This is a genomic window from Streptomyces sp. NPDC051315 (assembly GCF_044455165.1).
Taxonomy (GTDB): domain Bacteria; phylum Actinomycetota; class Actinomycetes; order Streptomycetales; family Streptomycetaceae; genus Streptomyces.
In genome coordinates this window covers 116,827-139,238 of record NZ_JBITEN010000003.1, presented here as the reverse complement: position 1 = coordinate 139,238, position 22,412 = coordinate 116,827, and the positions used below count along the sequence as shown (strand labels likewise).

The following is a 22,412-nucleotide window of genomic DNA, read 5'->3' as shown; positions in this document are numbered from 1 at the left end:
ACGAAGGGGGCCCAGGGCTCGTGGACCTCTTACCTCGGCGCACTCCGGCCGGCTCTTCCGTCCCGTCGCCTCCTACTCGAAACGCGCCGCGAGCAGCACCACGTCCTCCGTGCCGCCCGTGGCGTCCTGCTCCCGCGGCAGCATCGTCCGCAGCACGTGGTCGGCGATCGCGCCGGGGTCGTGCCGCAGCGCCCTGGGGACACCGGCCGCGGCCGCGTGCAGCCGGGCGAAGGCGCGGTCGACGGGGTCACCGGTGCGGTGCAGGAGCCCGTCGGTGTAGAGCAGGACGGTGTCGCCGGCCTGGGCCTCCAGCTCCACGCTCGGCGCCTCCCAGCAGGCGAGCATGCCCAGCGGCGCGGAGACGGAGGTCTCCACGAACTCCGTGCGCCGCGGGCCGACCAGCAGCGGCGGGCAGTGGCCGGCGCCGGCCAGGGTGATCTTGCGCAGCGCGGGCTCGCAGTAGGCGAACAGGGCGGTGGCGGAGCGGGCGGGCTCGGTCAGCCGCAGCAACAGCTCCAGGTCGGACAGGACGGCGACCGGGTCCTCGCCCTCCATCACGGCGTACGCCCGCAGCGAAGCGCGCAGCCGGCCCATCGCGGCGACCGCGCTCGGCCCGGACCCGGTGACGGAGCCGACCGCGAGGCCCAGGGCCGCGTCCGGCAGGGGCAGCGCGTCGTACCAGTCGCCGCCGGCGCGCGGGCCGGTGCGGTGCCGGGCGGCGAGCTGGACGCCGGCCACCCTCGGCAGCCGTGAGGGCAGCAGTTCCTCGGCCATCGTCGCCATGCCCGCGCGGGTGCGCTCGACCTCGACGATCCGGGCCAGGTGCTCGGCGGCGTAGCGGACGTACAGGCCGACCAGATGGCGCTGGCGCTCGACCGGCTCGGCGGGCTCGTCGTACAGCCAGACGGCGGCGCCCAGCCGGCCCGCGCCCTCGCCGGTGAGGGGCAGGGCGTAACTGGCGGCGTAACCGAGGCGGGCGGCCACCTCGCGGTGGCGGGGGTCGAGGCCGTCCTCGGCGAACAGGTCCGGCTGGGCGATCTCACCCTCGGCGCCGGGCAGCCCGTCGAGGATCCGGCCGAAGGACAGCGCGCTGCGCGGCACGGTCTCGATGTGGCCGAGGTCGGCGCGGCCGAGACCGAGGCCGATCGTGCTGTCCGGGCCGAGTCCGTCGGCCGGTTCCAGTACGACGAGACCGCGCCGGGCGCCCACGAGGGCGGCACCGGCGCGCAGCAGTTCCTGGAGGGCGTCGGACAGGGTGTCCGTACGGGCCAGTCGTTCGGTGAGTTCGTGGAGGGTGGTGAGGTCCGAGACCCAGCCGGCGAGGCGGTCCTGGAGGAGGGCTCCTGCGCCGGGGGAAACCGGTGGGGCGGTCGGGCTGGCGGGCGCGGGTGCGACAGTGTGTGCGGGCGGGGGAACCGTTGAATCGATTCCAGCCACTTTCGGAGGGTGAGGGGCGTTCATGGCGTCCGGCTCTCGGACCGGTGCGTATTGCGCAAAAGCATCGCAAACCCCCATGTCATTCTGCGCCGCTAGCAGTGTCTCCACATGTACACGCACTCGTGAGGGGATGTCCAGCATTGTCCTGCGGGTATTGCTGGTGTCCATGGGGCCAGTGGGGTTGTCGGGCACGCTGTTCCGGCTCCCTTGCAAAATGGCAAAGTTGGCTTAAAACTGCCTCGGGTAACGGGTGATTGCGGTCGACTGGGCTTGCTCCACGGAGCGTCACAGCGGTCGTGATGGGTACGTACTCGGTAAGAACCAGGGGTCGTCGGGAGCCACCCGGAACCTGGTGACGGACCCGGGCGTCTTAGCCACCGACGACCGTGCCCCATCCTCCCGTGGCGGCGGCGGAGAGAAATACGCGCACGGCAAAACGCCAGACTTCGCCACCCCACGCCATGCCCATGCTCGAGGTGGGCGCAGTATGGACGGAGTGGCCGCGGAAGCAGCCGACGATCGAACCCCAGGGGTTCCCCTTGTCCATGACAGGGGTGTGATGCGCCAACAGGTACGCCCAGTGAAGTGATCGACACATGGTGTGATGTGGTCCACGGTGTTGCCAGCGGTGCAACGGAAAGGAACGAGCGCTCATGCGCGAGATCCTCGGAAGGCGACGCAGGCTCCTGTCCCAGCGCAGCGACGGGGGGCCTGAACTGATCGACGCGGCCCTTGCCTTCGCGACGGAATGGCAGTGGCCCGTACTCCCGGGCGTGACGGCGGACCCGCAGGGGCGTTCCCGCTGCGGCTGCCCCGACCCGGAGTGCTCGGTGCCCGGCGCTCATCCCTTCGACCCCGGCCTCCTCGCGGCCACCACCGACGCGCGCATGGTGCGCTGGTGGTGGAGCAACCGGCCGACCGCGCCGATCGTCCTGGCCACCGGAGGCGCGGCGCCCTGCGCGGTCAGCCTCCCGGCCCTCGCCGCCTCCCGCGCGCTCGTGGCGCTGGACCGGCAGGGCATGCGGCTCGGCCCGGTCGTCGCCTCGCCCACCCGCTGGGCGATCCTCGTCCGGCCCTACTCCCTGGAGCAGTTGGGCGAGTTGCTCTACGCCAAGGACTTCGTGCCGGGCTCCTTGCGCTTCCACGGCGAGGGCGGCTACCTCGCCCTTCCCCCGTCCAGCACCGGCCAGGGGGAGATCCGCTGGGAGCGCGCGCCGCTGCCCGGCTCCGCCTCGCCCTGGGTGCCCGACGTGGAGGCCGTGGTGGACGCGGTCGTCGACGTCCTCACTCGTACGGGTGTGAGCGCGCCCGAGTTGTGAGGGTGTCGGGCGCGCGCGCCGGGGAGGCCCGCGTTCGCTCGTTATCTTCCGCTTCATGCAGCGACATTCTGGGGGCCCACCCCCAGGCCCCCGATGGGTTCGTCTCCTCGCCGTCGGGGGCGCCGTGGCGTGCGCGATCGCCCTTCCCTGGGCCATTGCGTCCGCGGGCTCCGTGGGCGAGGACGGCGGACCCGCCGTGCGGGCGCCCGCACCGGCCGACCCCGGTGCGGGTGTCGACAGCCGCACGGGCGTCGAGGGTCGCACGCACCCCGAGAGCCGTACGGACGAGGACCGCCGTACGGATGCCAAGGCGTCCCCCGGCATGCCGTCCCGGTCCCCCCTCTTGCTCGGGCTCGGGCTGGCCACCGCCGCGCGCTGCGGTCCTGAGCTCATCACACCCGACGGCGTCGAGGCGCAGACCTGTGTGCTGTTCCAGGGCCGGGAGACGTGGGCGCGCGCCTACTACCGCAACGCCACCGGCCGTGCTCTGAACGCCGTCCTGAGCCTCATGGGGCCCCAAGGGCGCACGGTGCAGATGCGCTGCGCCGTGGGCGCCGACGACGAGCCGGGGACCTGTGAGACGCCCCGTGAGCGCCGCCGGGGCGAGCCGGCGGCGTACACGGCGGTCGCGGAGTTCGCCGAGGCGGTCGGCGACTGGCCGCTGCTGCTGCGCGCCGGCAGCAACTCCCGTTAGTGCACCGGCAGTTGAAGTCCTGCGGCGGCGCTGCGTGAAGACGGCGGGGCATGAAAAGACCCGGTTGCTGGCGACGGGGGATGCACCAGCAACCGGGCTATTGGAACGGTAACAAGAGATCGGCTCCAAGCAAATTCGATCTCTTGTTTTCATCGGCTTTCCGGACACCGCCAGATGGCCGCTTCTGGCGCCGACTCACCTTGCACCGAAGGGAGTTGTGAGCGGAGTCACGCCTCCCGTCGGTCTGCGGGTGCTGACCGCTCGGTCAGCCGGGCCGGAACCCGGCCGGTGCGTCAGCTGAGCGTCACCTGTCGGTTGGTCAGACCGCCGCGCGCGCGTCGCTCGTCCGCGGTGAGCGGTGCGTCCGAGGCCAGAGCGGTGGCGAGGCGCTCGGCGAACTCGGCGGCCGGCTTCTCCACGTCGTCCGCGGACACCCCGGTCGGCAGGTCCCAGACCGGCACCGTCAGGCCGTGCGCCCGGAAGGAGCCCACCAGCCGGGTGCCCTCGCCCAGGCTCGAGCGGCCCGCCGCGTGCAGCCGCGCGAGGGCGTCCAGAAGTTGCTCCTCGGGATGCGGCATGACCCAGCGCAGGTGGTTCTTCTCCGGCGTCTCGCACCAGTACGCGGCATCCACGCCGGTCAGCTTCACGGTCGGGATCGCAGCGGCGTTGGCCCGCTCCAGGGAGGCGGCCACCTCCGGAGACGCGTTCTCCGGGTCGGGCACCCAGAACTCGAAACCGGTGTGCACAACTGGCTCGAACGCGCCTTCAGGGTCGAGCAGGTCCTGCATCCGCGGGCCGTCGGCCGGGGCCCGGCGGCCCTGCACGGGGGTGCCGGGCCGCGCCTCCAGGGCGCGCCGCAGGGTGTCGGCGAGGTCGCGGCTGATGTCGCCCGACGCCGTGTCGTTCTGCAGCCCGAGCAGGACCGAGCCGTCGTCGCGGCGCAGGGCCGGCCAGGCCATCGGCAGGACCGTGGCGAGCGTGACCGAGGGGACGCCCTCGGGCAGGCCCTCCCGGAGCGTCAGCTCGACCGTCGCCGCCGGGACCAGCTCGCGCAGCGCCACCCAGTCGCACTCACCGGGCAGGCCCTCGAACGGACGCTGCACCAGCTCGGTCACGGCGTGCGCGGCGGCCCGGCCGTGACAGGCCTTGTAGCGGCGGCCGCTGCCGCAGGGGCAGGGCTCCCGGGCACCCACGACCGGGATCTCCCCGTCGGTGAGCTGCGGCCGGCCGGCCTTCGTCTGGGGTCGCTTCTTGGCCATCTGGGTGTCTCCCGGGTACGGCTCGTCTGGTACGGCGGGAGCCTAGCCGTTCGCACCGTGAGTCACGGGAACCTGTGGACAACGGAGGGGTTCGTGGGCAACGGACGGGCGTGTGGACAAACCGACGGACCTGTGGACAACTCCGTCCCGCCCGGGGCGGGCGCTAATCCAGGTCGTCGAACGTGTCCCCGAAGTCCAGGCCCGGTATCGACGACACCGAGGGGGCCGCGATCCGGGAGGCGAAGTCGTCGCGCCGGCCCCCGGCGTCGGGGTCGTGGACGTCCGCGTGGACGACGACCCACACCGTGACCTCGCCCCGCGCGTCGTCCCTGACGCCCCAGTCGTCGGCCAGCGCCGTGATGATGTTGAGTCCGCGGCCGCCGTGCGCGGTGACCGAAGGAGTCGCCGGGGCCGGGCGGGTCGGGCCGCCGCCGTCGGTCACCTCGACCACCAGCCGGCCACCGGGGTCCACGCGCCACGCGGCCCGCACGTCGCCGTCCCCGGCGAGGGCGTCGCCCAGGGGCCGACCGTGTTTGCACGCGTTGCTCAGAAGTTCCGACAGGATCAGTACGGCATCGTCGATGACCGACTCCGAGACCCCGCCGCTGCGCAACTGGTCGCGCATGCGGTGCCTCGCCCTGCCCACGCCCGCAGGGCCATGGGGTACGGCCATGCTCGACGACGTGGGCACCTCCTGTGCCACCACCAACGCCACCCCCGAGACCTCCTTCGCCCCACGCCACGGTGTGGATGCCCCATTGGCCTGTACCGGAAACCGGCCAATCCCTGTGCGGTGACGCACTCGCGACGACCGGTTACGGACCGAACGCGCCGGAGCACTCCCAGTGAGACACGGTCCTTGTGTGGCTGGATTTCTTCGGTATGGCTGAGAACGGAGGATGCTTCAGCGGGGCGGTGTGGTCAAGGGGTGTGCATGGGTCTTGTGGGACTTCTGTGATGTCCCCCGGCGTGTCGACCGTCCCGCGAACACGCTGTACGGCCCGGCCGACCGGGCGCGCGCCCACGCGACCGCGCGCCGGCCCGATGGGATGCCGCCCGGCCGTGTGCCCCCCGGTGGTGTGGTCGCTCGGCCGGGCGCCCGACGGTGTGCCGGCTGGTCGGTGCCCGCCCGGTCGTGTGTCCGCCTGCCGCCTGCCGCGTGTCGACCGCGACCGCCGTGCGTCGGCGGTCGCGGTCGCGCTCGTCGTGCCCGGCGCGCTCGTCGTGCCCGTCGAGCCCGCCGCGTCCCGTTCAGCGGCCCAGTCGGCGCAGCACCGCGCGCGGGCGGTTGGTGATGATGGCGTCGACGCCCAGCGCGACACAGAGGTCGACGTCCTCCGGCTCGTTCACGGTCCACACGTGCACCTGGTGGCCGGCCCGCTTCAGCCGCTCCACATAGGTGGGGTGGCTGCGCACGATCCGGATCGAGGGACCCGCGATCTCGATGCCCGCCGGCAGCCGTCCGTCGCGCAGTCGCGGCGAGACGAACTGCATCAGGTACACCGTCGGCAGCGTCGGCGCGGCGGTACGCACGCGGTGCAGCGAGCGTGCAGAGAAGCTCATGACCCGCACCGGGGACTCGGCCGGCGTGGCCGGCGCGTCCAGGCCGAACCGCTTCAGGAGCACCAGCAGCCGCTCCTCCACCTGTCCCGCCCATCGCGTCGGGTGCTTGGTCTCGATGGCCAGTTCCACCCGGCGCCCCGCGTCGGCGACCAGCTCCAGCAGCCGCTCCAGGGTGAGCACGGAGGTGTTCTCGCGGTCCTCGGGGTGGACCTCCCAGTCCGGCTCCTCGCGCGTGCTCCAGGTCATCCGGGACCTGCGCCCCGTATGTGTATGCCGCGCCTCCCTGGCCTCGCGTACCTCCCGTGCCTCGCGGGCGGCCTCCCGCGCCTTCCAGGAGCCGAAGTCCAGCGCCGCGAGATCCGCGAGCTCCAGGGCGGAGACGGCTCCCCGGCCGTTGGACGTACGGTTGACGCGACGGTCGTGCACGCAGACGAGATGTCCGTCCGCGGTCAGCCGTACATCGCACTCGAGGGCGTCCGCTCCGTCCTCGATAGCCTTCTTGTACGCGGCCAGGGTGTGCTCGGGGGCCTCCTCGGAGGCTCCGCGGTGGGCGACGACCTGGATCGGGTGCTGTTGCCGTGCGTGGGTCACCGCGTCATGGTGCCACCGGGGCGGGGTACGCGTCCGGCCGGAGGGAAACGGGGCACCGGGGACCGGCCGTCTGAGAACCCTCTGAGATGTTCTGGCGATAGGCCCGAATTGCAGAAAATTGCCCCATATAAAGAATGGCCATGGACCCACAGCCACCGCTTATGGTGCTCTGACGGCCCGTGGGAAAAGCTGAGCGATACAAAAGCACATGCACAGCTGCAGCGCGCCGGGTCGACGACGAGCGTGAACGAGCGTGACCGAGTGCGACCGAGGACAACAGCCGTGGATCGAGGAGAAGAGCTGTGAGCACCGAGAACGAGGGCACCCACGAGGGCACCACGGTTCCCCCGGCCCCGTCCGCACCCCCCGTGCCGGTGGAATCTCCCTCGGCCTCGCCGCAGGCACCGGCACCGGCATCGGCACAGGTACAGCAGCAACCGCCGGTGCAGCACGCCCAGCCGCCGGCCCAGCCGCCCGCGCCCGACGCCGCCGCGCCCACCACGCCGCTTCCCGTGACGCCCGCGGGCGCCGCGCACGGCACGGCCAGCGCGCCCGGAGGCGAGTGGCCGCCGCCCACCGCCCCCCAGGGCGCGGTTCCGGGTCCGCACGGTTCCCCCGCACCCGAGGGCGACTGGCCGCCGCCCCCGCCGCCGGCCACCCCGTCGTACGCCGCCGGCTTCGGCGGGCACTCGGGCGGCGAGCCCGTCTGGGGCGCGGCCTACCAGCAGCCCACGCCCCCCAAGCCCCGCCGCGGTCGCGGCGGGCTCGTCGCCGCGCTCCTGGTGGCCGCACTGGTCGCCGGCGGCCTGGGCGGCGGCCTCGGCTACACCCTCGCCAAGAACGACGACACCGGCTCCACCACGGTCGCCGCCTCCGACAGCGGCGGCTCCGTCAAGCGAGACCCCGGCACGGTCGCCGCGGTCGCCGCCAAGGCGCTGCCCAGCACCGTGACCATCGAGGCCGAGTCCAGCAACGGCGAGGGCGGCACCGGCACGGGCTTCGTCTTCGACACCCAGGGCCACATCGTCACCAACAACCACGTCGTGGCGGACGCCGTCGACGGCGGCAAGGTCACGGCCACCTTCCCGAGCGGCAAGAAGTACGACGCCGAGGTCGTCGGCCACGCCGAGGGGTACGACGTGGCGGTCATCAAGCTCAAGAGCGCCCCCTCGGACCTGAAGCCGCTCACGCTGGGCGACTCCGACAAGGTCGCCGTCGGCGACTCGACGATCGCGATCGGCGCTCCCTTCGGCCTCTCCAACACGGTCACCACCGGCATCATCAGCGCGAAGAACCGCCCGGTGGCCTCGTCCGACGGCACCGGCAGCAGCGCCTCCTACATGAGCGCCCTGCAGACGGACGCCTCGATCAACCCGGGCAACTCCGGCGGCCCGCTGCTGGACGCGCAGGGCAACGTCATCGGCATCAACTCCGCGATCCAGTCCACCGGCAGCGGCGGGCTGGGCGGCACCGCGCAGTCCGGTTCGATCGGCCTCGGCTTCGCCATCCCGATCAACCAGGCCAAGAACGTCGCCCAGCAGCTGATCAAGACGGGCGAGCCGGTGTACGCCAAGATCGGCGCGTCCGTCTCCCTGGAGGACTCCACGGACGGCGCGAAGATCACCGACCAGGGCGAGGACGGCGCCTCCGCCGTCGAGTCGGGCGGTCCCGCTGACAAGGCCGGCCTGAAGCCCGGTGACGTCATCACCAAGCTCGACGACACGGTGATCGACAGCGGCCCGACCCTCATCGGCGAGATCTGGACCCACCAGCCCGGCGACAAGGTCACGATCACCTACGAGCGCGACGGCAAGTCCCACACCGTCGAGCTCACCCTCGGCTCCCGCCAGGGCGACAGCTGACCCACACGCGCGTACCTCCCCGGTTCAGCGACAACTGACCCACGCGCGCGCGTGCCCACCCGTTACTCTTGTCCCCGCGCCGCCCGTGATCGGACGGCGCGGGGTGGGTTGCCCGAGCGGCCTAAGGGAACGGTCTTGAAAACCGTCGTGGCGCGAGTCACCGTGGGTTCAAATCCCACACCCACCGCGTAGCAGGTCAGAGACTTGCAGGTCAGAAGGGGTGCCACTCTCCGGAGCGGCACCCCTTCCGCATGCCCCCTGTCTCCTCCCGGGCGGCCGGTACCCGACCTCTGGCCAGGGTGTGCGGCCATCCTGCGGCCAGCCCCGCCACCTGTTCGTCCCCCGGACCCGACCTACCCCAGCCCCCTCGTCATCCGTTCCGCCGAGGCGATCGTCGCGCGGGCCTCGCGGGGGGTGAGGCCGGTGTGGACGGCCGCGTCGATCAGTGCCGGGGCGAGCGCGGGGCCGAAGCCGTCCTCGTAGGCCCGGCAGGCCGCCCAGAACAGGCGGGTGTTGCGCTGCCCCTCATGGGCGGCGAGGACGAACTGGACCAGGCCACGGCCGTGCGCGCCGCCCGCCGCGGGGGGCGCGGAGCGGTGCGCGCGGGGCGGGGGGAGCAGGAGGCGCAGCAGGGCGCGTGGGCAGGGCGCGGGGGCGAGGTGCGCGGTGCCGGGGGCGGTGGCGTACACGCCGTGTGCGGTGCGGGAACCCGGGCCGACCAGGTAGCCCCCGGCGCCCCGGATGTCGATGCCGGGGGCGAGGCGGCCGGCCGAGTTGGGGACGACGACGTCGGGCGGGCCGGTGAGCCAGAGGTGACGGCCGCCGGAGGGGGTGAGGACGACGACCGTGGGCGGGATCGTGAACAGGTGGCGCAGGGCCAGTTCGCGCAGGGCGGCCGAGGAGTCCGCGTCGGACTTGGTGTCGAGGTCGACGCCGATCAGATGGTGCGGGGGCAGGCCGCAGGCGATGCCGTAACCGGTGGCCCAGGGGGCGGCGGCGAAGAGCTCGCGGATGCGGGCCGGGTCGGTGCTGGCGTCGTACACGCCGTGGCCGGGGCGGCCGCACTCGCCGTGGCAGGGCGGGGCGCTCGGGTCGTCGCGGTGGGGGGAGCGCAGGGCGGGGAGTTTCGTCCGGGACAGGGGGAGGACGGCCAGGCCGCGCTCGGCGGCCGACAGGGCGTGGGCGAGGGCCAGGGTGGCGGCCTGCCGGGGGTACCGGTCGGTGGTGGCCATGGCTCCATGTTCGTACGTACGTTCGAAAATGGAAAGGGGGAGGGTCGGGGGTGACGTGCCGGGGTGGACAGATTGGCCGAAATCTGCCGAAACGCTTCATTTCTTGTGGGGTCCGAGGGGTGGGTGTCTGTGTCTGCAGTGCGGGAAATTCCGGTCTCCCGCCTGAGAAAGGGGCCGTCAAACAGGGCGACAGCATTGTCGTGGTCGCCTTCGCGCCGTTGTGGTGGGTGGGCCGAAGGGCCGGCGCTCCCGGTGGCCGCCGCCGGGGGTGCCCGCGGGTGGGGAGGTGACGTGTCCGCGGATGTTTCCGGTGGCCCGCCGGGTGTGCCCCGTGAGGTGGGGGCGCGTCCGCGTGGTGGTGCTTCGGTGTCGCCGTGCAGCCGGGACCGGGTGACCTTGACAGGAACCGACATCTGACGGAAAGTCAGAAACCGTTCCGGTCCCGGTTCTGGGAGGAGTGCGGTCGTGGGTGAGGACGAGCTCCACGCACGGCTGAAGGCCTACGAGGGCCGCCCCGCCGCCGTCGGCGGCACCGGCCGGGATCCCGTCAACGCGCCGATGATCCGGCACTGGTGCGAGGCGATGGGCGACCGGAACCCCTCCTACACCGGGCCCGACGCGATCGCCCCGCCCACCATGCTCCAGGCGTGGATCATGGGCGGCCTCGGCGGCCACCCCGGACGTTCCCGGGCCTACGAGGAACTCCTCGCCCTCCTCGACGAGGCGGGCTGCGCGTCGGTCGTCGCCACCGACTGCGAGCAGGAGTACCTGCGCCCCCTGCGGCCGGGCGACGAGGTCAGCTTCGACACGGTGATCGAGTCGGTCTCCGGGCGGAAGACGACCAGGCTGGGCACCGGCCACTTCGTCACGACCCGCACCGACGTGCGCGTGGGCGGCGAACTCGTCGGCACCCACCGCTTCCGCGTCCTCAAGTACGCGCCCGCCCGCCGCCCCCCGAAGGAGCGCCGCCCCCGACCGGTGGTCAACCGTGACAACGCCGGCTTCTGGGAGGGCGTCGGCCGCCACCGGCTCCTCGTCCAGCGCTGCGCCGCCTGCGCCGCCCTCCGCTTCCCGTGGCTGCCCGGCTGCCCCACCTGCGGCTCGCCGGAGTGGGACACCGTCGAGGCGAGCGGCGAGGGCACGGTCTTCTCGTACGTCGTGATGCACCACCCGCCCTTCCCGGCCTTCGACCCGCCTTACGCGGTCGCCCTGGTCGAACTGGCCGAGGGCGTCCGCGTCGTCGCCGACGTGGTCGGCGTGCCGTACGACGAGGTCCGCGTCGGGATGCCGGTGCGGCTCGGTTTCCGGCGCTACGACGAGGAACTGGTGCTGCCCGTCTTCGAGGGGGTGGCGGGGTGAGGGCCGGGGACGAGCTGGGGCCGCTGGAGATCCCGATCACCCGCACCCTGATCGTGGCCGGCGCGGTTGCCTCCCGTGACTACCAGGACGTGCACCACGATCCGGAGGCCGCCCGCGCGAAGGGCTCGCCGGACGTCTTCATGAACATCCTCACCACCAACGGCCTGGTGGGCCGCTACATCACCGACCACTTCGGACCGGCGGCGGTGCTCCGCAGGGTCGCCATCCGGCTCGGCGCCCCCAACCACCCCGGCGACACGATGGTCCTGCGGGGCACGGTCGAGGAGGTCGACGGGGACACGGCGGTGGTGCGCGTCACCGGCGACAACGGCGTCGGACGGCACGTCACCGGCACGGTCACCGTCACCGTCCCCGCCCCGTCCGGAGGTGCGGCATGAGCCTCGGGGCGCGGGACTCCCTCGGCGGCCGGGCGGCGATCGCCGGGATCGGGGCGACGGAGTTCTCCAAGGACTCCGGGCGCAGCGAGCTGCGGCTGGCGGCGGAGGCGGTGCGGGCGGCACTGGACGACGCGGGGCTCACGCCGGCGGACGTCGACGGGCTGGTGACGTTCACGATGGACACCAGCCCGGAGATCACCGTGGCCCAGGCCTGCGGCATGGGCGAGCTGTCCTTCTTCTCCCGCGTCCACTACGGCGGCGGCGCGGCCTGCGCGACCGTGCAGCAGGCGGCGCTCGCGGTCGCCACCGGGGTGGCCGAGGTCGTCGTCTGCTACCGCGCCTTCAACGAGCGCTCGGGCCGCCGCTTCGGCGCGGGCGTACGGCACCGGGAGCCGTCGGCCGAGGGCGCGGCGCTCGGCTGGACGCTGCCGTTCGGGCTGCTCACCCCGGCCTCCTGGGTGGCGATGGCGGCCCAGCGTTACCTGTACGCCCACGGGCTGACCCCGGAGGAGGCGTTCGGGCCGGTGGCGGTCACGGCGCGACGGCACGCGGCGACGAACCCGGCGGCGTACTTCCACGGCCGGCCGATCACCCTCGCCGACCACGCGGCCTCCCGCTGGATCGCCGAGCCACTGCGGCTGCTGGACTGCTGCCAGGAGACCGACGGTGGCCAGGCACTGGTCGTCACCTCGGTGGAGCGGGCCCGCGACCTGCCGCGTCCGCCCGCCGTCGTGGCCGCGGCCGCCCAGGGCGCCGGGCGGGCCCAGGAGCAGATGACCAGCTTCTACCGCGACGACCTGACCGGTCTGCCGGAGATGGGCGTGGTCGCCCGCCAGCTGTGGCGCACCTCGGGCCTCGGACCCGCCGACATCGACGTCGGCATCCTGTACGACCACTTCACCCCGTTCGTGCTGATGCAGCTGGAGGAGTTCGGCTTCTGCCCGCCCGGCGAGGCCGCCGCGTACGTCGCCGAGGACCGCCTCCCCCTCAACACCCACGGCGGCCAGCTCGGCGAGGCCTACCTGCACGGCATGAACGGCATCGCGGAGGCCGTACGGCAACTGCGGGGCACGTCCGTGAACCAGGTGCCGGGCGCGGCCCGGGCGCTGGTGACGGCGGGGACCGGGGTGCCGACGTCGGGACTGGTGCTGGTGGCCGAGGGCTGAGCGGGGCGGGGCTCCGGCGGAACCGGGCGTGTACTCGACGGGACCGGGGTCCTGGCGGGGCCGGGCGCGTGCCCGGCGGGATCGGGGTCCCCGGCGGGATCGGGAAACGCCCTCGTACCCCCTACCGCCCGGGTCGCCCCCCAGGGGTTATCCCGCAGTGGCCGCCGTCCGCTCGTCCACCTTCAGGAGGTGGACCCCGGTGCACCCCTACAACCTGAGGCGGACTCTGCTTCGGCACCTGCGGGCGATCCGCCGCACAGGGGTCCGCTCCTAGCGTGGGGCCATGACCACACCCGTCTGCACCAGCGCTTCGAACGGCAGGACGCGGCCTTCCGCGTACCCGTCCTTCGCGTCGTACGTCAGAGCCCGTCAGCCGGTGCTGCTGCGCACCGCCCGGTCGCTGACCGCGAACCCGAGCGACGCGGAGGACCTGCTGCAGACCGCGCTCACCAAGACGTACGTCGCGTGGGAGCGGATCGAGGACCACCGGGCGCTCGACGGCTACGTCCGCCGGGCCCTGCTGAACACGCGCACCTCGCAGTGGCGCAAGCGCAAGGTCGACGAGTTCGCCTGCGACGACCTGCCGGAGCCGGACCCGCAGCCCGGCGAGGACGACCCGGCCGAACGGCAGGCCCTGCACGACGCGATGTGGCGGGCGATCATGAAGCTGCCCGCCCGGCAGCGGGCGATGGTCGTCCTCAGGTACTACGAGGACCTGAGCGAGGCGCAGACGGCGGAGGTCCTCGGCGTCTCGGTGGGCACGGTGAAGTCGGCGGTCTCCCGGGCCCTGGGAAAGCTCCGTGACGACCCTGAGCTGGACGTTGTTCGATAACGCGCCGACGTGGGGCTTTGCGTGCGCTCGAACGTGACCTGATCGATGGCCGTCCCCTAGTGACATACCACGCGGTATGTGCGCAGAATCAGCCGCAACCGTTACCACCGCGTAGGCAATGTCGCCGCACCTGGGAGGACGCCGTGCTGAGCACCATGCAGGACGTACCGCTGCTGATCTCGAGGATCCTGACCCACGGGTCCACGATCCACGGCACATCGCAGGTGACCACCTGGACCGGCGAGGGCGCCCCGCATCGCCGCTCCTACGCCGAGATCGGCGCCCGCGCGGCGCAGCTGGCGCACGCCCTGCGCGAGGACCTCGGAGTCGCGGACGACGACCGGGTCGCGACGCTGGCCTGGAACAACGCCGAGCACGTCGAGGCCTACTTCGCGATTCCCTCGATGGGCGCCGTCCTGCACACCCTCAACCTGCGGCTGCCCGCCGAGCAGCTCGCCTGGATCGTCAACCACGCGGCCGACCGGGTCGTGATCGCCAACGGTTCGCTGCTGCCGCTGCTGGCCCCGCTGCTCCCGCACCTGAAGACGGTCGAGCACGTGGTCGTGACCGGTCCCGGCGACCGCTCCCTGCTGGCGGACGCGAGCGCCCAGGTGCACGAGTACGAGGACCTGATCGCCGGGAAGCCCACCGCCTACGACTGGCCCGAGCTGGACGAACGCCAGGCCGCCGCGATGTGCTACACCTCCGGCACCACGGGTGACCCCAAGGGCGTGGTCTACAGCCACCGTTCGATCTACCTGCACTCGATGCAGGTCAACATGGCCCAGTCGATGGGCCTGACCGACCAGGACACCTCGCTGGTCGTGGTCCCGCAGTTCCACGTCAACGCCTGGGGCCTGCCGCACGCCACCTTCATGACCGGCGTCAACATGCTGATGCCGGACCGCTTCCTGCAGCCGGCCCCGCTCGCCGAGATGATCGAGAGCGAGAAGCCGACCCACGCGGCCGCCGTCCCCACCATCTGGCAGGGCCTGCTGGCCGAGCTGACCGCCAAGCCGCGGGACGTCTCCTCCCTCACCCAGGTCACCATCGGCGGCTCGGCCTGTCCGCCCTCCCTGATGTCGGCCTTCGACGACCTCGGCATGCGGGTCTGCCACGCCTGGGGCATGACGGAGACCTCCCCGCTCGGCACCATCGCCCGCCCGCCGGCCCAGGCGGTCGGCACGGACGAGGAGTTCGCCTACCGCCTCACCCAGGGCCGCTTCCCCGCCGGCGTCGAGGCCCGCCTCACCGGCCCCGGTGGCGAGCGCCTCCCCTGGGACGGCGAGTCCGCGGGCGAACTGGAGGTCCGCGGCCCCTGGATCGCCGGCGCCTACTACAACGGCCCCGGCGCCGAACCCCTGCGCCCCGCCGACAAGTTCAGCGAGGACGGCTGGCTGAAGACGGGTGACGTCGGCACCATCTCCGCCGACGGCTTCCTCACCCTCACCGACCGCGCCAAGGACGTCATCAAGTCCGGCGGCGAGTGGATCTCGTCCGTCGAGCTGGAGAACGCCCTGATGTCCCATCCGGACGTCGCCGAGGCGGCCGTCGTCGCCGTCCCCGACGACAAGTGGGGCGAACGCCCGCTCGCCACGGTCGTCCTCAAGGAGGGCGCCAGCACCGACTTCGCCGCCCTGCGCGCCTTCCTCGCCGACGAGGGCAAGATCGCCAAGTGGCAGCTCCCGGAGCGCTGGACGATCATCGAGTCGGTCCCGAAGACCAGCGTGGGCAAGTTCGACAAGAAGGTGCTGCGCAGGCAGTACGCCCAGGGCGAGCTGGACATCACCCGGCTCTGACGGCCGTACACGCCGGGCAGGGCACCTCGCGGCCCCTGCCCGGCGCCGGCGATGTCACGGCCGTACGCCCACCTCACGGCCGTACGCCCGTCTCACGGCCGTTCGGCCGGCTCACCGTCGCCCCGTCCTCGTCCCGCCGTCGTCCCCCACCCAAGGGCCAGCCACACCCCGGCGACCGCGACCACTCCGGTCCAGCCCCAGTGGGCGAAGGCGAGGCCCGCCAGGGCGGAGGCGGTGGCACCGCCGGTGAAGCCCGCGACGACGTAGGCGCTGTTGGCGGTGGCCGGGGCGGAGGTGGTGGTCAGGGCGAGGGTCTGGTTGGCGACGTGGGAGGCGACCAGGGCCGCGTGGATCGCGATCGCCGCCACGAACAGCGCCGGCATCACCTGCCCGCCCAGCCAGAACAGCGGTACGGACACGGCGGCGAGCAGATAGGCGCTGCGGACGATCCGGGCGGCGCCGAAGCGGTCGACCAGGTCGCCGGCGAGGGGCGCCACGACGCTGGCGGCCAGCCCGAAGAGGCCGAAGAGACCGGCGGTCGCGGTGGACAGGCCGTACGGCCGGCCGGTCAGCAGCAGCGCCAGCGAGGTCCACAGGGCGCTCCACGCGCCGTACATCCCGGCCTGCCGCAGGCACGCCCGCCACAGGTCGGGCGAGTGGCGCACCAGACCCGGCATCGCGCGCAGACCCGAGAAGAGCCCGCCCTCGCGAGGCCGGCGGCGTTCGGTGGGCAGGGCGGCTGCGGTCAGCAGGCCGAGGGCGGCGGTGAGGACGGCCGCGCCGGCGAACACCGCCCGCCAGCCGAAGGCCTGTCCGGCGAGTCCACCCAGGACACGGGCCGCGACGATGCCGGTGAAGAGGCCGGAGATGACGGCGGCGACGTGCCGGGCGCGCCGGTCGGCGGGGGCGCGTTCGGCGACCAGCGGCACGAGCAGCTGCGGCACCACGGTCGCCGCCGAGGCGACGAGCACGGCGGCCGCCAGCGCGGCGGTGCCGGAGGCCACGGCTCCGACGGCCAGCGCCGCCGTGGTGACCAGGGACAGGGCGGCGACCAGGGGCCGCCGGTTCAGCCGGTCGCCGAGCGGAGCGAAGAAGAGCAGACCGGCCGCGTAGCCGAACTGGGCGACCGAGGCGATCCAGGCCACGGCCGAGGGCGCGGAACCGAAGTCGTGGGCGATGAGGGGGAGCAGCGGGGCCGCGACGTAGATGTTGGCGGCCGTGACGGCGGTGCAGAGGGCGATGAGGGGGAGGAACAGACGGCCGGAGGCCGGGGCCCGCCTGCCGGGCTCGGTCTGCTGCCGGGTGCTGACTGCGGACGGCATGGCGGAGATGCTCCTTCGAGCCGACTTCAACAACTAACCAGTTGGTTGGAACAGCGGGGAAAACAGTCTGGGACCGTCGCGCATTCCCTGTCAACCAACCGGTTGGTTACCGCCGCTACCATGACCCCATGGCAACCAGCAGGCCCCGCACGACCGCCCGCGACCCCGAGGCCACCAAGGCGCGGATCTTCGACGCGGCGGTCACCGAGTTCGCGCGGTACGGCATCGCGGGCGCCCGCATCGACCGCATCGCCGCCGAGGCCCAGGCCAACAAGCAGCTCATCTACGCCTACTTCGGCAACAAGGCGGAGCTGTTCACCCAGGTCCTCGGCCGCCGCATGGTCGATCTCGCCGCCGCCGTCCCCGTCGACCCGGACGACGTCGAGGGCTGGGTGGACCGGCTGATGGACTACCACGCCGCCCACCCCGAACTGCTGCGCCTCCTCTACTGGGAGGGCATCGAGTACGGCACCGCCGAACTGCCCGACGAGGCGGAACGGCAGGAGCACTACGCCCGCAAGGTCGCCGCCCTCCGGGACGGCCAGGACCGCGGCGTGATCACCGACGCCATCCCGGCCGCCGACCTGCTGTTCCTGCTGGTGGCCCTGACGAACTGGGCCACCGTCGTACCGCAGATGAGCCGCATCCTGATCGGTGCCGGGGACGACGACCGCGCCCGCCTGCGCGCCTCGGTGAAGGAAGCGGCACGCAGGCTGTTCGCGCGCTAGACCGAGCAGCCGGGCGGGGTCAGTTGGTCCCGATCCGGGCCAGCAGGTCCACGATCCGGGCCTGCACCTCCGTACTGGTGGACCGCTCCGCGAGGAACAGCACCGTTTCGCCGGAGGCCAGCCGCGGCAGGTCGGCCTGGTCGACGGCGGCCGTGTAGACGACCAGCGGAGTGCGGTTGAGCTGCTGGTTCGCCCGCAGCCAGTCGATGATCCCGGCCCGGCCCCGGTGCACCTGCATCAGGTCCATCACGACCAGGTTCGGCCGCAACTGCGAGGCCAGGGTGACCGCGTCCGCGTCGCTCGCGGCCCGCGCCACCTGCATCCCGCGCCGTTCCAGCGTCGCGGTCAGCGCCAGCGCTATCTCCGCGTGCTCCTCGATCAGCAGCACCCGCGGCGGATGCTGCTCACTGTCCCGCGGGGCGAGCGCCTTCAGCAGAACGGCGGGATCGGCGCCGTACGCCGCGTCCCGCGAGGCCTGTCCGAGCCCGGCCGTGACCAGCACCGGCACCTCGGCGGCCACCGCCGCCTGCCGCAGCGACTGCAAGGCGGTCCGGGTGATCGGCCCGGTCAGCGGGTCCACGAACAGCGCGGCCGGGAAGGCGGCGATCTGCGCGTCGACCTCCTCCCGCGAGTGCACGATGACCGGCCGGTACCCACGGTCGCTGAGCGCCTGCTGCGTACTGACGTCCGGGGCCGGCCACACGAGCAGCCGGCGCGGGTTGTCCAACGGCTCCGGCGGCAGCTCGTCGTCCATCGGCTGCGGCCGCGGCGGATCCGCCACCTCGACGGCGCCACCGGGCCCGTCGAGCGGCTCGGGTCCCTCGGCGGCGTTCTCGTCCGGCGCGCCTATGGCGTACGACCGTCCGGCCCCCTCGGTCCCGGGCGCGAGCCGCGCCTGACCGGCCGGCGTCTGCCCGGGAAGCGGCTGCCCCCCGAGCGAGGGCTGCGGGCCGCCCGGCTGCGGCGCGGCGGGGGCCGCCGGAGCCTGCGGTGCGACGGGCTGCTCGGCCGGCGGATGCGGACGGGCCGTCTGTTCCGGGCGCGCGGCCGGGTCGGGCGGCGTACCCAGCTTGCGCCGCCGCCCGGAACCGCCGGGGGCGTGCGGGGCGGGGGTGCCGGTGGACTGGGGTGCCTGCTGGGCCTGCTGGACCTGGGCGGCCTGGCGGGTGAAGGGGACCCCTTGGCCGAGGGTCCGCACGCTGATCGCCCGGCCCTGCGTGGAGTTGGGGTCCACGGGCGCGGCGGCGGCCTCGGCGGGCAGCGGCAGCGGCTGCGCGGCCCGCGGCGGCTGCGGTTGAGTGACGGCTTCGGGCGGGAGCGGAGTCCCCGTGCTGGGAGTGTTCGTGCTGGGGGTGGTGCTCGTGCCCGGGGCGGGTGTCGCGGGGGCCTCGGCGCCGGGAACGGGGGTGGCTTCGGCGGGCAGCGGCTGGACGGCGGCGGGGGCCTGCGCGGGCCCGCCGACCTGCCCCGACGCGTCCGGCAGGGGAACGCCCGGGGCCGGCTGGGCGGCGGCGGGCTGACCGGGGGCCGGCTGCACGGGAACGGGCTGGACGAGTGCCGGCTGCCCGGAGACCGGCTGCCCGGAGACCGGCTGCCCGGGGACCGGGTGACCGGCGGCCGACTGACCGGGGAGCGGCTGCGCGGGCAACGGCTGCCCCGGCAGCGGCTGTCCGGGCAAGGGTTGTCCGGGTACGGGCTGGGCGGGTACGGGCTGGGCGGGAAGCGGTCCGCCCGGGACGGGATGCGTGGGCACGGCGTGTCCACCGGGAGCCGCGCCCGCCTGATCCGCGCCACCCTGCGCGGGGGTTGTCGCACCGGGCTGCGGCACGGCCACCCCCGGCTGGGCCTGCGCGACCGGCTGTCCGGCGCTGCCCGGAGCCTGAGCCGGAAGCGGAGTCTGCGGCGGCACCGCAACGGCCCCCGGAGGAACCGGCGAGGCCGCCCCCTCCGCCGCCGGCTGGGCCACCGCCCGCCGCCGACGGCCGGTGGGAGCGTTCGTCGGATGCGGCTGCGGCGGCGTGTGGTCGTCGGCCTGGTCGTGGGGGACGGCGTCGTGGCGCCCGTGGTCGATGGCGGCGTCCTCCGACCCGCCCGGAACGGGCCCCTGCGCCGACGGGGAAACCGGAGCCTGCCCCGGCGCGGGCATCTGTCCCGGAACCGGAACGGGAACCGGCTGCCCCGGAACCGGAACCGGAACCGGCTGCCCGGGAACCGGCGCCACCGGCGGAACCCCCGGAACAGCAGCCGGAGCACCCGGAGCAGCGGCCACCTGGCCCGCAACCGGCTGACCCACAACCGGTTGGCCCGCAGCCGGCACCTGGCCCACGGCCTGTGCCTCGCCGCCGCTGCCGTCCGCCGCGTCGGACGCCCGGTCCGCCTCGGCCGGCGGCAGGGCGAACACCGTACGAGGTCCCGCCTCCTGCGCGGCGGCACGTTGCGTGGCCGCGGCCAGCGCCCGCCGACGACGTCCCGTCGGCTGCGCGCCCTCCGCCTCGCCCCCCGCGCCCGCGGGCAGCGCGGCCGGCAGGGCCTGCGGCTCGTCGGCGGCACGCCGGGCCCGCCGTCCGCCGGACGCGGGCACGCCCTGCGGCGGAACGGTGCCGCCGAGTCCCGTACCCGCCGCGGCGGTTCCCGCCGCATGCTCGGCGGCCGTCACGACGGCGCCCTCGGCCACCCCGGCCTCGGCGCCCGCGCCGGGCTCGGGACCGGCGGCCGGCTGGGCCGCCCGCCCGCGCCGCCGCCCGGACCCACCGGAGGCCTCCGGGTCGTCCACCGGAGCGGGGACCGGCGTCTCCTCGGCGGCCGGACCACGCCGACGGCGCCGCCCGGTCGGGGCCGCGCCCTCCGCCTCGGCACCCCCGACCGCGCCGGCGCCGGGAACCTCACTCTCCAGGAAGGCGTCCACGGAGGCCCGCCGGGCCCGCCGCCGCCCCCCACCGGGACCCTGCTCGGCCGAGGCACCCTCCGCCGCGCCGTCCCCGGCCTCGGCGGTCTCCGCCGCCTCCGGGCCCGAGGCCTGCGGCTCCGACCCCGTGGGCAGGGCGACCGCGGAACCGGCGGCCGCGGCGGCCGGCGCGGTGGCGACCGCCCCCGCCCCACCGCCCAACGGCACTTCGAGGACGTACGCGCTGCCGCTCATCCCCGGCACCTCGTGCGTCTGCAGCACACCACCGTGCGCCCGCACGATCCCGCGCACGATCGGCTCGTGCACCGGATCGCCTCCGGCGTACGGCCCGCGCACCTCGATACGGACGACCTCACCGCGCTGGGCGGCGGCCACGACGACGGTGTTGTCCATGTAACCGCCCGCCGAGACGGGCGCGTTCCCGGTGGCGTCGACGCCCGCGACGTCGGCCACGAGGTGCGCGAGCGCGGTCGCCAGGAGCCGCGCGTCGACCTCGGCCTCGATGGGCGGCGCGTGCACGGCGAACTGCACCCGCCCCGGCCCGACGAGCTCCACGGCCCCGTCGACACCGGCGGCGACGACGGCGTCCAGCATCACCTTCGTACGGCTGATCGTCCCGCCGCCGGCGTCGAGGCGCTGGTAGCCGAGGACGTTGTCGATGAGGGTGGTGATACGGGCGTAGCCCGCCGACAGGTGGTGCAGCACCTGGTTGGCCTCGGGCCACAGCTGCCCCGCGTCGTCCGCGGCGAGCGCGGACAGCTCACGGCGCAGCTCGTCGAGGGGCCCGCGCAGCGACCGCCCGAGGAGGGTGAGGAGCTGTTCGTGCCGGGCGGCGAGGGCCTCGTAGCGGTCCTTCTCCCGCTCACCCAGCGCGGCGTAGCGCTCCTCGCCGGCGGCGAGCTCCTCCGCGTGCCGCTCGCGCAGCTCCTCCACCTCGGTGACGTGCTGCTGGCGCAGGGCGGTGAGATCGGAGGCGTGCTCCTCGGAGAGCCGTTCCAGCTCCTCCGCGTGCTTCTTCTCGAGGGCGGCCTTCTCGTCGGCGAGGGCGTCGAAGGTCCGCCGGTCGGTGAAGGTCATCACGGCCCCGACGAGCTGGTCGCCGTCCCGGACGGGCGCGGTCGTCAGATCGACGGAGACCTTGTCCCCCGCCTTCGACCACACCACCTGCCCGCGCACCCGGTGCTTGCGCCCGGACCGCAGAGTGTCGGCGAGCGGCGACTCGTCATAGGGGAAGGGGGAGCCGTCGGCGCGCGAGTGCAGCATGAGCGCGTGCAGCTCCTTGCCGCCGAGATCACTCGCCCGGTAGCCCAGGATCTGAGCGGCGGCCGGGTTGACGAGCACGATCCGCCCGTCGGTGTCGGTTCCCACGACGCCCTCGGACGCGGCCCGCAGGATCATCTCGGTCTGCCGCTGCGACCGCGCGAGCTCGGCCTCGGTGTCGACGGTTCCCGACAGGTCGCGTACGACGAGCATGAGCAGCTCGTCGCTGGCGTAGCCGTAGCTGTCGTAGGCCTGCTGGCCGTTCTCGAGGTTGGCGCTGGTGACCTCGACGGGGAACTCGGACCCGTCCGTCCGCCGGGCGATCATCCGGGTCGGCTTGGTCCGCCCGCGCGGGTCCATGTGGTCGGGCCGGCGCATGGACCCGGGGATGAGCTTGGAGTCGAACTGCGGCAACAGGTCCAGCAGCCCGCGCCCGACGAGCGCCGTGCCCGGCGCCTCGAAGGCCTCTAGGGCGATGGTGTTGGCGTTGACGACCGTCCCGTTGGCGTTGACCAGGACCAACGCGTCGGGAAGTGCGTCGAGTATGGCTGCGAGGCGAGCAGCGCCTCGGGATGGCCTGCTGCTCACGAGTCGCTTCCTCCCTGTTACCGCACCTTGCCGACCGCTCGGGCCATCTTGCCAACCGTCCCGCAGCGTGTCACGCGAGGGAGTCTAAGGGCTGGGGC

16 protein-coding genes and 1 tRNA gene are annotated in these 22,412 nt (G+C 73.8%); 10 read left to right on the top strand and 7 right to left on the bottom strand.

Going from position 1 to position 22,412, the window contains the following annotated elements; genetic code table 11:
* Positions 1–72: 72 nt before the first annotated feature.
* The gene (locus ACIBBD_RS06990) at positions 73–1,578 is read right to left on the bottom strand and encodes a PP2C family protein-serine/threonine phosphatase (RefSeq protein WP_399418665.1); all 1,506 of its coding nucleotides are present in this window, start codon (positions 1,576–1,578) and stop codon (positions 73–75) included.
* 512 nt (positions 1,579–2,090) lie between these two features.
* Here ACIBBD_RS06990 and ACIBBD_RS06985 point away from each other — a divergent pair.
* Both ACIBBD_RS06985 and ACIBBD_RS06980 read left to right on the top strand, forming a co-directional pair.
* Complete coding sequence (locus ACIBBD_RS06985) at positions 2,091–2,756, top strand: bifunctional DNA primase/polymerase (protein ID WP_399418257.1); 666 nt, start codon at positions 2,091–2,093, stop codon at positions 2,754–2,756.
* A gap of 196 nt (positions 2,757–2,952) precedes the next feature.
* On the top strand, positions 2,953–3,450 hold the full coding sequence (locus ACIBBD_RS06980) for a hypothetical protein (protein ID WP_399418256.1): 498 nt from the start codon (positions 2,953–2,955) through the stop codon (positions 3,448–3,450).
* A gap of 293 nt (positions 3,451–3,743) precedes the next feature.
* Here the strand turns inward: ACIBBD_RS06980 and ACIBBD_RS06975 are convergent, their stop codons facing one another.
* The 3 genes from ACIBBD_RS06975 to ACIBBD_RS06965 all read right to left on the bottom strand — a co-directional run bounded on the left by ACIBBD_RS06975 (position 3,744) and on the right by ACIBBD_RS06965 (position 6,863).
* A complete protein-coding gene (locus ACIBBD_RS06975) occupies positions 3,744–4,709 on the bottom strand; it encodes a DUF5926 family protein (protein WP_399418255.1) in 966 nt (321 codons plus the stop codon).
* 163 nt (positions 4,710–4,872) lie between these two features.
* Positions 4,873–5,511, bottom strand: coding sequence for an ATP-binding protein (locus ACIBBD_RS06970; RefSeq protein ID WP_399418254.1), 639 nt, complete (start codon positions 5,509–5,511; stop codon positions 4,873–4,875).
* 449 nt (positions 5,512–5,960) lie between these two features.
* Entirely contained in the window at positions 5,961–6,863 is a 903-nt protein-coding gene (locus tag ACIBBD_RS06965; RefSeq protein ID WP_399418253.1) for a glycerophosphodiester phosphodiesterase, read from the bottom strand.
* A 302-nt stretch (positions 6,864–7,165) separates the two neighbouring features.
* Between ACIBBD_RS06965 and ACIBBD_RS06960 the strand changes: the two genes are divergently transcribed.
* Together ACIBBD_RS06960 and ACIBBD_RS06955 are read left to right on the top strand one after the other, a co-directional pair.
* The gene (locus tag ACIBBD_RS06960; protein ID WP_399418252.1) at positions 7,166–8,725 is read left to right on the top strand and encodes a trypsin-like peptidase domain-containing protein; all 1,560 of its coding nucleotides are present in this window, start codon (positions 7,166–7,168) and stop codon (positions 8,723–8,725) included.
* A 102-nt stretch (positions 8,726–8,827) separates the two neighbouring features.
* Positions 8,828–8,912, top strand: a tRNA-Ser gene (locus ACIBBD_RS06955).
* Between the two features lie 166 nt (positions 8,913–9,078).
* On the opposite strand, the gene ACIBBD_RS06950 is transcribed toward ACIBBD_RS06955, so the two are convergent.
* Positions 9,079–9,957, bottom strand: coding sequence for a bifunctional DNA primase/polymerase (locus tag ACIBBD_RS06950; RefSeq protein ID WP_399418251.1), 879 nt, complete (start codon positions 9,955–9,957; stop codon positions 9,079–9,081).
* 465 nt (positions 9,958–10,422) lie between these two features.
* Between ACIBBD_RS06950 and ACIBBD_RS06945 the strand changes: the two genes are divergently transcribed.
* The 5 genes from ACIBBD_RS06945 to ACIBBD_RS06925 all read left to right on the top strand — a co-directional run bounded on the left by ACIBBD_RS06945 (position 10,423) and on the right by ACIBBD_RS06925 (position 15,511).
* Positions 10,423–11,316: a bifunctional MaoC family dehydratase N-terminal/OB-fold nucleic acid binding domain-containing protein gene (locus ACIBBD_RS06945; protein WP_399418250.1), complete on the top strand. Its 894-nt coding sequence runs from the start codon at positions 10,423–10,425 to the stop codon at positions 11,314–11,316.
* Positions 11,313–11,714 (top strand): MaoC/PaaZ C-terminal domain-containing protein, encoded by a 402-nt coding sequence (locus ACIBBD_RS06940; protein ID WP_399418249.1) that lies wholly within the window; start codon positions 11,313–11,315, stop codon positions 11,712–11,714. The genes ACIBBD_RS06945 and ACIBBD_RS06940 overlap by 4 nt, the downstream gene beginning before the upstream one ends.
* A complete protein-coding gene (locus ACIBBD_RS06935) occupies positions 11,711–12,880 on the top strand; it encodes a lipid-transfer protein (RefSeq protein WP_399418248.1) in 1,170 nt (389 codons plus the stop codon). The genes ACIBBD_RS06940 and ACIBBD_RS06935 overlap by 4 nt, the downstream gene beginning before the upstream one ends.
* Before the next feature lie 283 nt (positions 12,881–13,163).
* Positions 13,164–13,712 (top strand): SigE family RNA polymerase sigma factor, encoded by a 549-nt coding sequence (locus ACIBBD_RS06930; RefSeq protein ID WP_399418247.1) that lies wholly within the window; start codon positions 13,164–13,166, stop codon positions 13,710–13,712.
* Positions 13,713–13,855: 143 nt separating this feature from the next.
* Positions 13,856–15,511 carry a long-chain fatty acid--CoA ligase gene (locus ACIBBD_RS06925; protein WP_399418246.1) on the top strand — a complete coding sequence of 552 codons (1,656 nt, stop codon included), beginning with the start codon at positions 13,856–13,858 and terminating at the stop codon, positions 15,509–15,511.
* Between the two features lie 92 nt (positions 15,512–15,603).
* On the opposite strand, the gene ACIBBD_RS06920 is transcribed toward ACIBBD_RS06925, so the two are convergent.
* Positions 15,604–16,833 carry an MFS transporter gene (locus ACIBBD_RS06920; RefSeq protein ID WP_399418245.1) on the bottom strand — a complete coding sequence of 410 codons (1,230 nt, stop codon included), beginning with the start codon at positions 16,831–16,833 and terminating at the stop codon, positions 15,604–15,606.
* A gap of 128 nt (positions 16,834–16,961) precedes the next feature.
* Between ACIBBD_RS06920 and ACIBBD_RS06915 the strand changes: the two genes are divergently transcribed.
* Positions 16,962–17,561, top strand: a complete 600-nt coding sequence (locus ACIBBD_RS06915) for a TetR family transcriptional regulator (RefSeq protein WP_399418244.1) — start codon at positions 16,962–16,964, stop codon at positions 17,559–17,561.
* Between the two features lie 19 nt (positions 17,562–17,580).
* On the opposite strand, the gene ACIBBD_RS06910 is transcribed toward ACIBBD_RS06915, so the two are convergent.
* The gene (locus tag ACIBBD_RS06910; protein ID WP_399418243.1) at positions 17,581–22,314 is read right to left on the bottom strand and encodes a PAS domain-containing protein; all 4,734 of its coding nucleotides are present in this window, start codon (positions 22,312–22,314) and stop codon (positions 17,581–17,583) included.
* Between the last annotated feature and the right edge of the window lie 98 nt (positions 22,315–22,412).

Coding starts and splice junctions, on each gene's coding strand:
- ACIBBD_RS06920 (WP_399418245.1), bottom strand. CDS start 16,833: ATGCCGTCCGCAGTCAGCACCCGGCAGCAGACCGAGCCCGGCAGGCGG.
- ACIBBD_RS06930 (WP_399418247.1), top strand. CDS start 13,164: ATGACCACACCCGTCTGCACCAGCGCTTCGAACGGCAGGACGCGGCCT.
- ACIBBD_RS06950 (WP_399418251.1), bottom strand. CDS start 9,957: ATGGCCACCACCGACCGGTACCCCCGGCAGGCCGCCACCCTGGCCCTC.
- ACIBBD_RS06985 (WP_399418257.1), top strand. CDS start 2,091: ATGCGCGAGATCCTCGGAAGGCGACGCAGGCTCCTGTCCCAGCGCAGC.
- ACIBBD_RS06935 (WP_399418248.1), top strand. CDS start 11,711: ATGAGCCTCGGGGCGCGGGACTCCCTCGGCGGCCGGGCGGCGATCGCC.
- ACIBBD_RS06975 (WP_399418255.1), bottom strand. CDS start 4,709: ATGGCCAAGAAGCGACCCCAGACGAAGGCCGGCCGGCCGCAGCTCACC.
- ACIBBD_RS06915 (WP_399418244.1), top strand. CDS start 16,962: ATGGCAACCAGCAGGCCCCGCACGACCGCCCGCGACCCCGAGGCCACC.
- ACIBBD_RS06990 (WP_399418665.1), bottom strand. CDS start 1,578: ATGCTGGACATCCCCTCACGAGTGCGTGTACATGTGGAGACACTGCTA.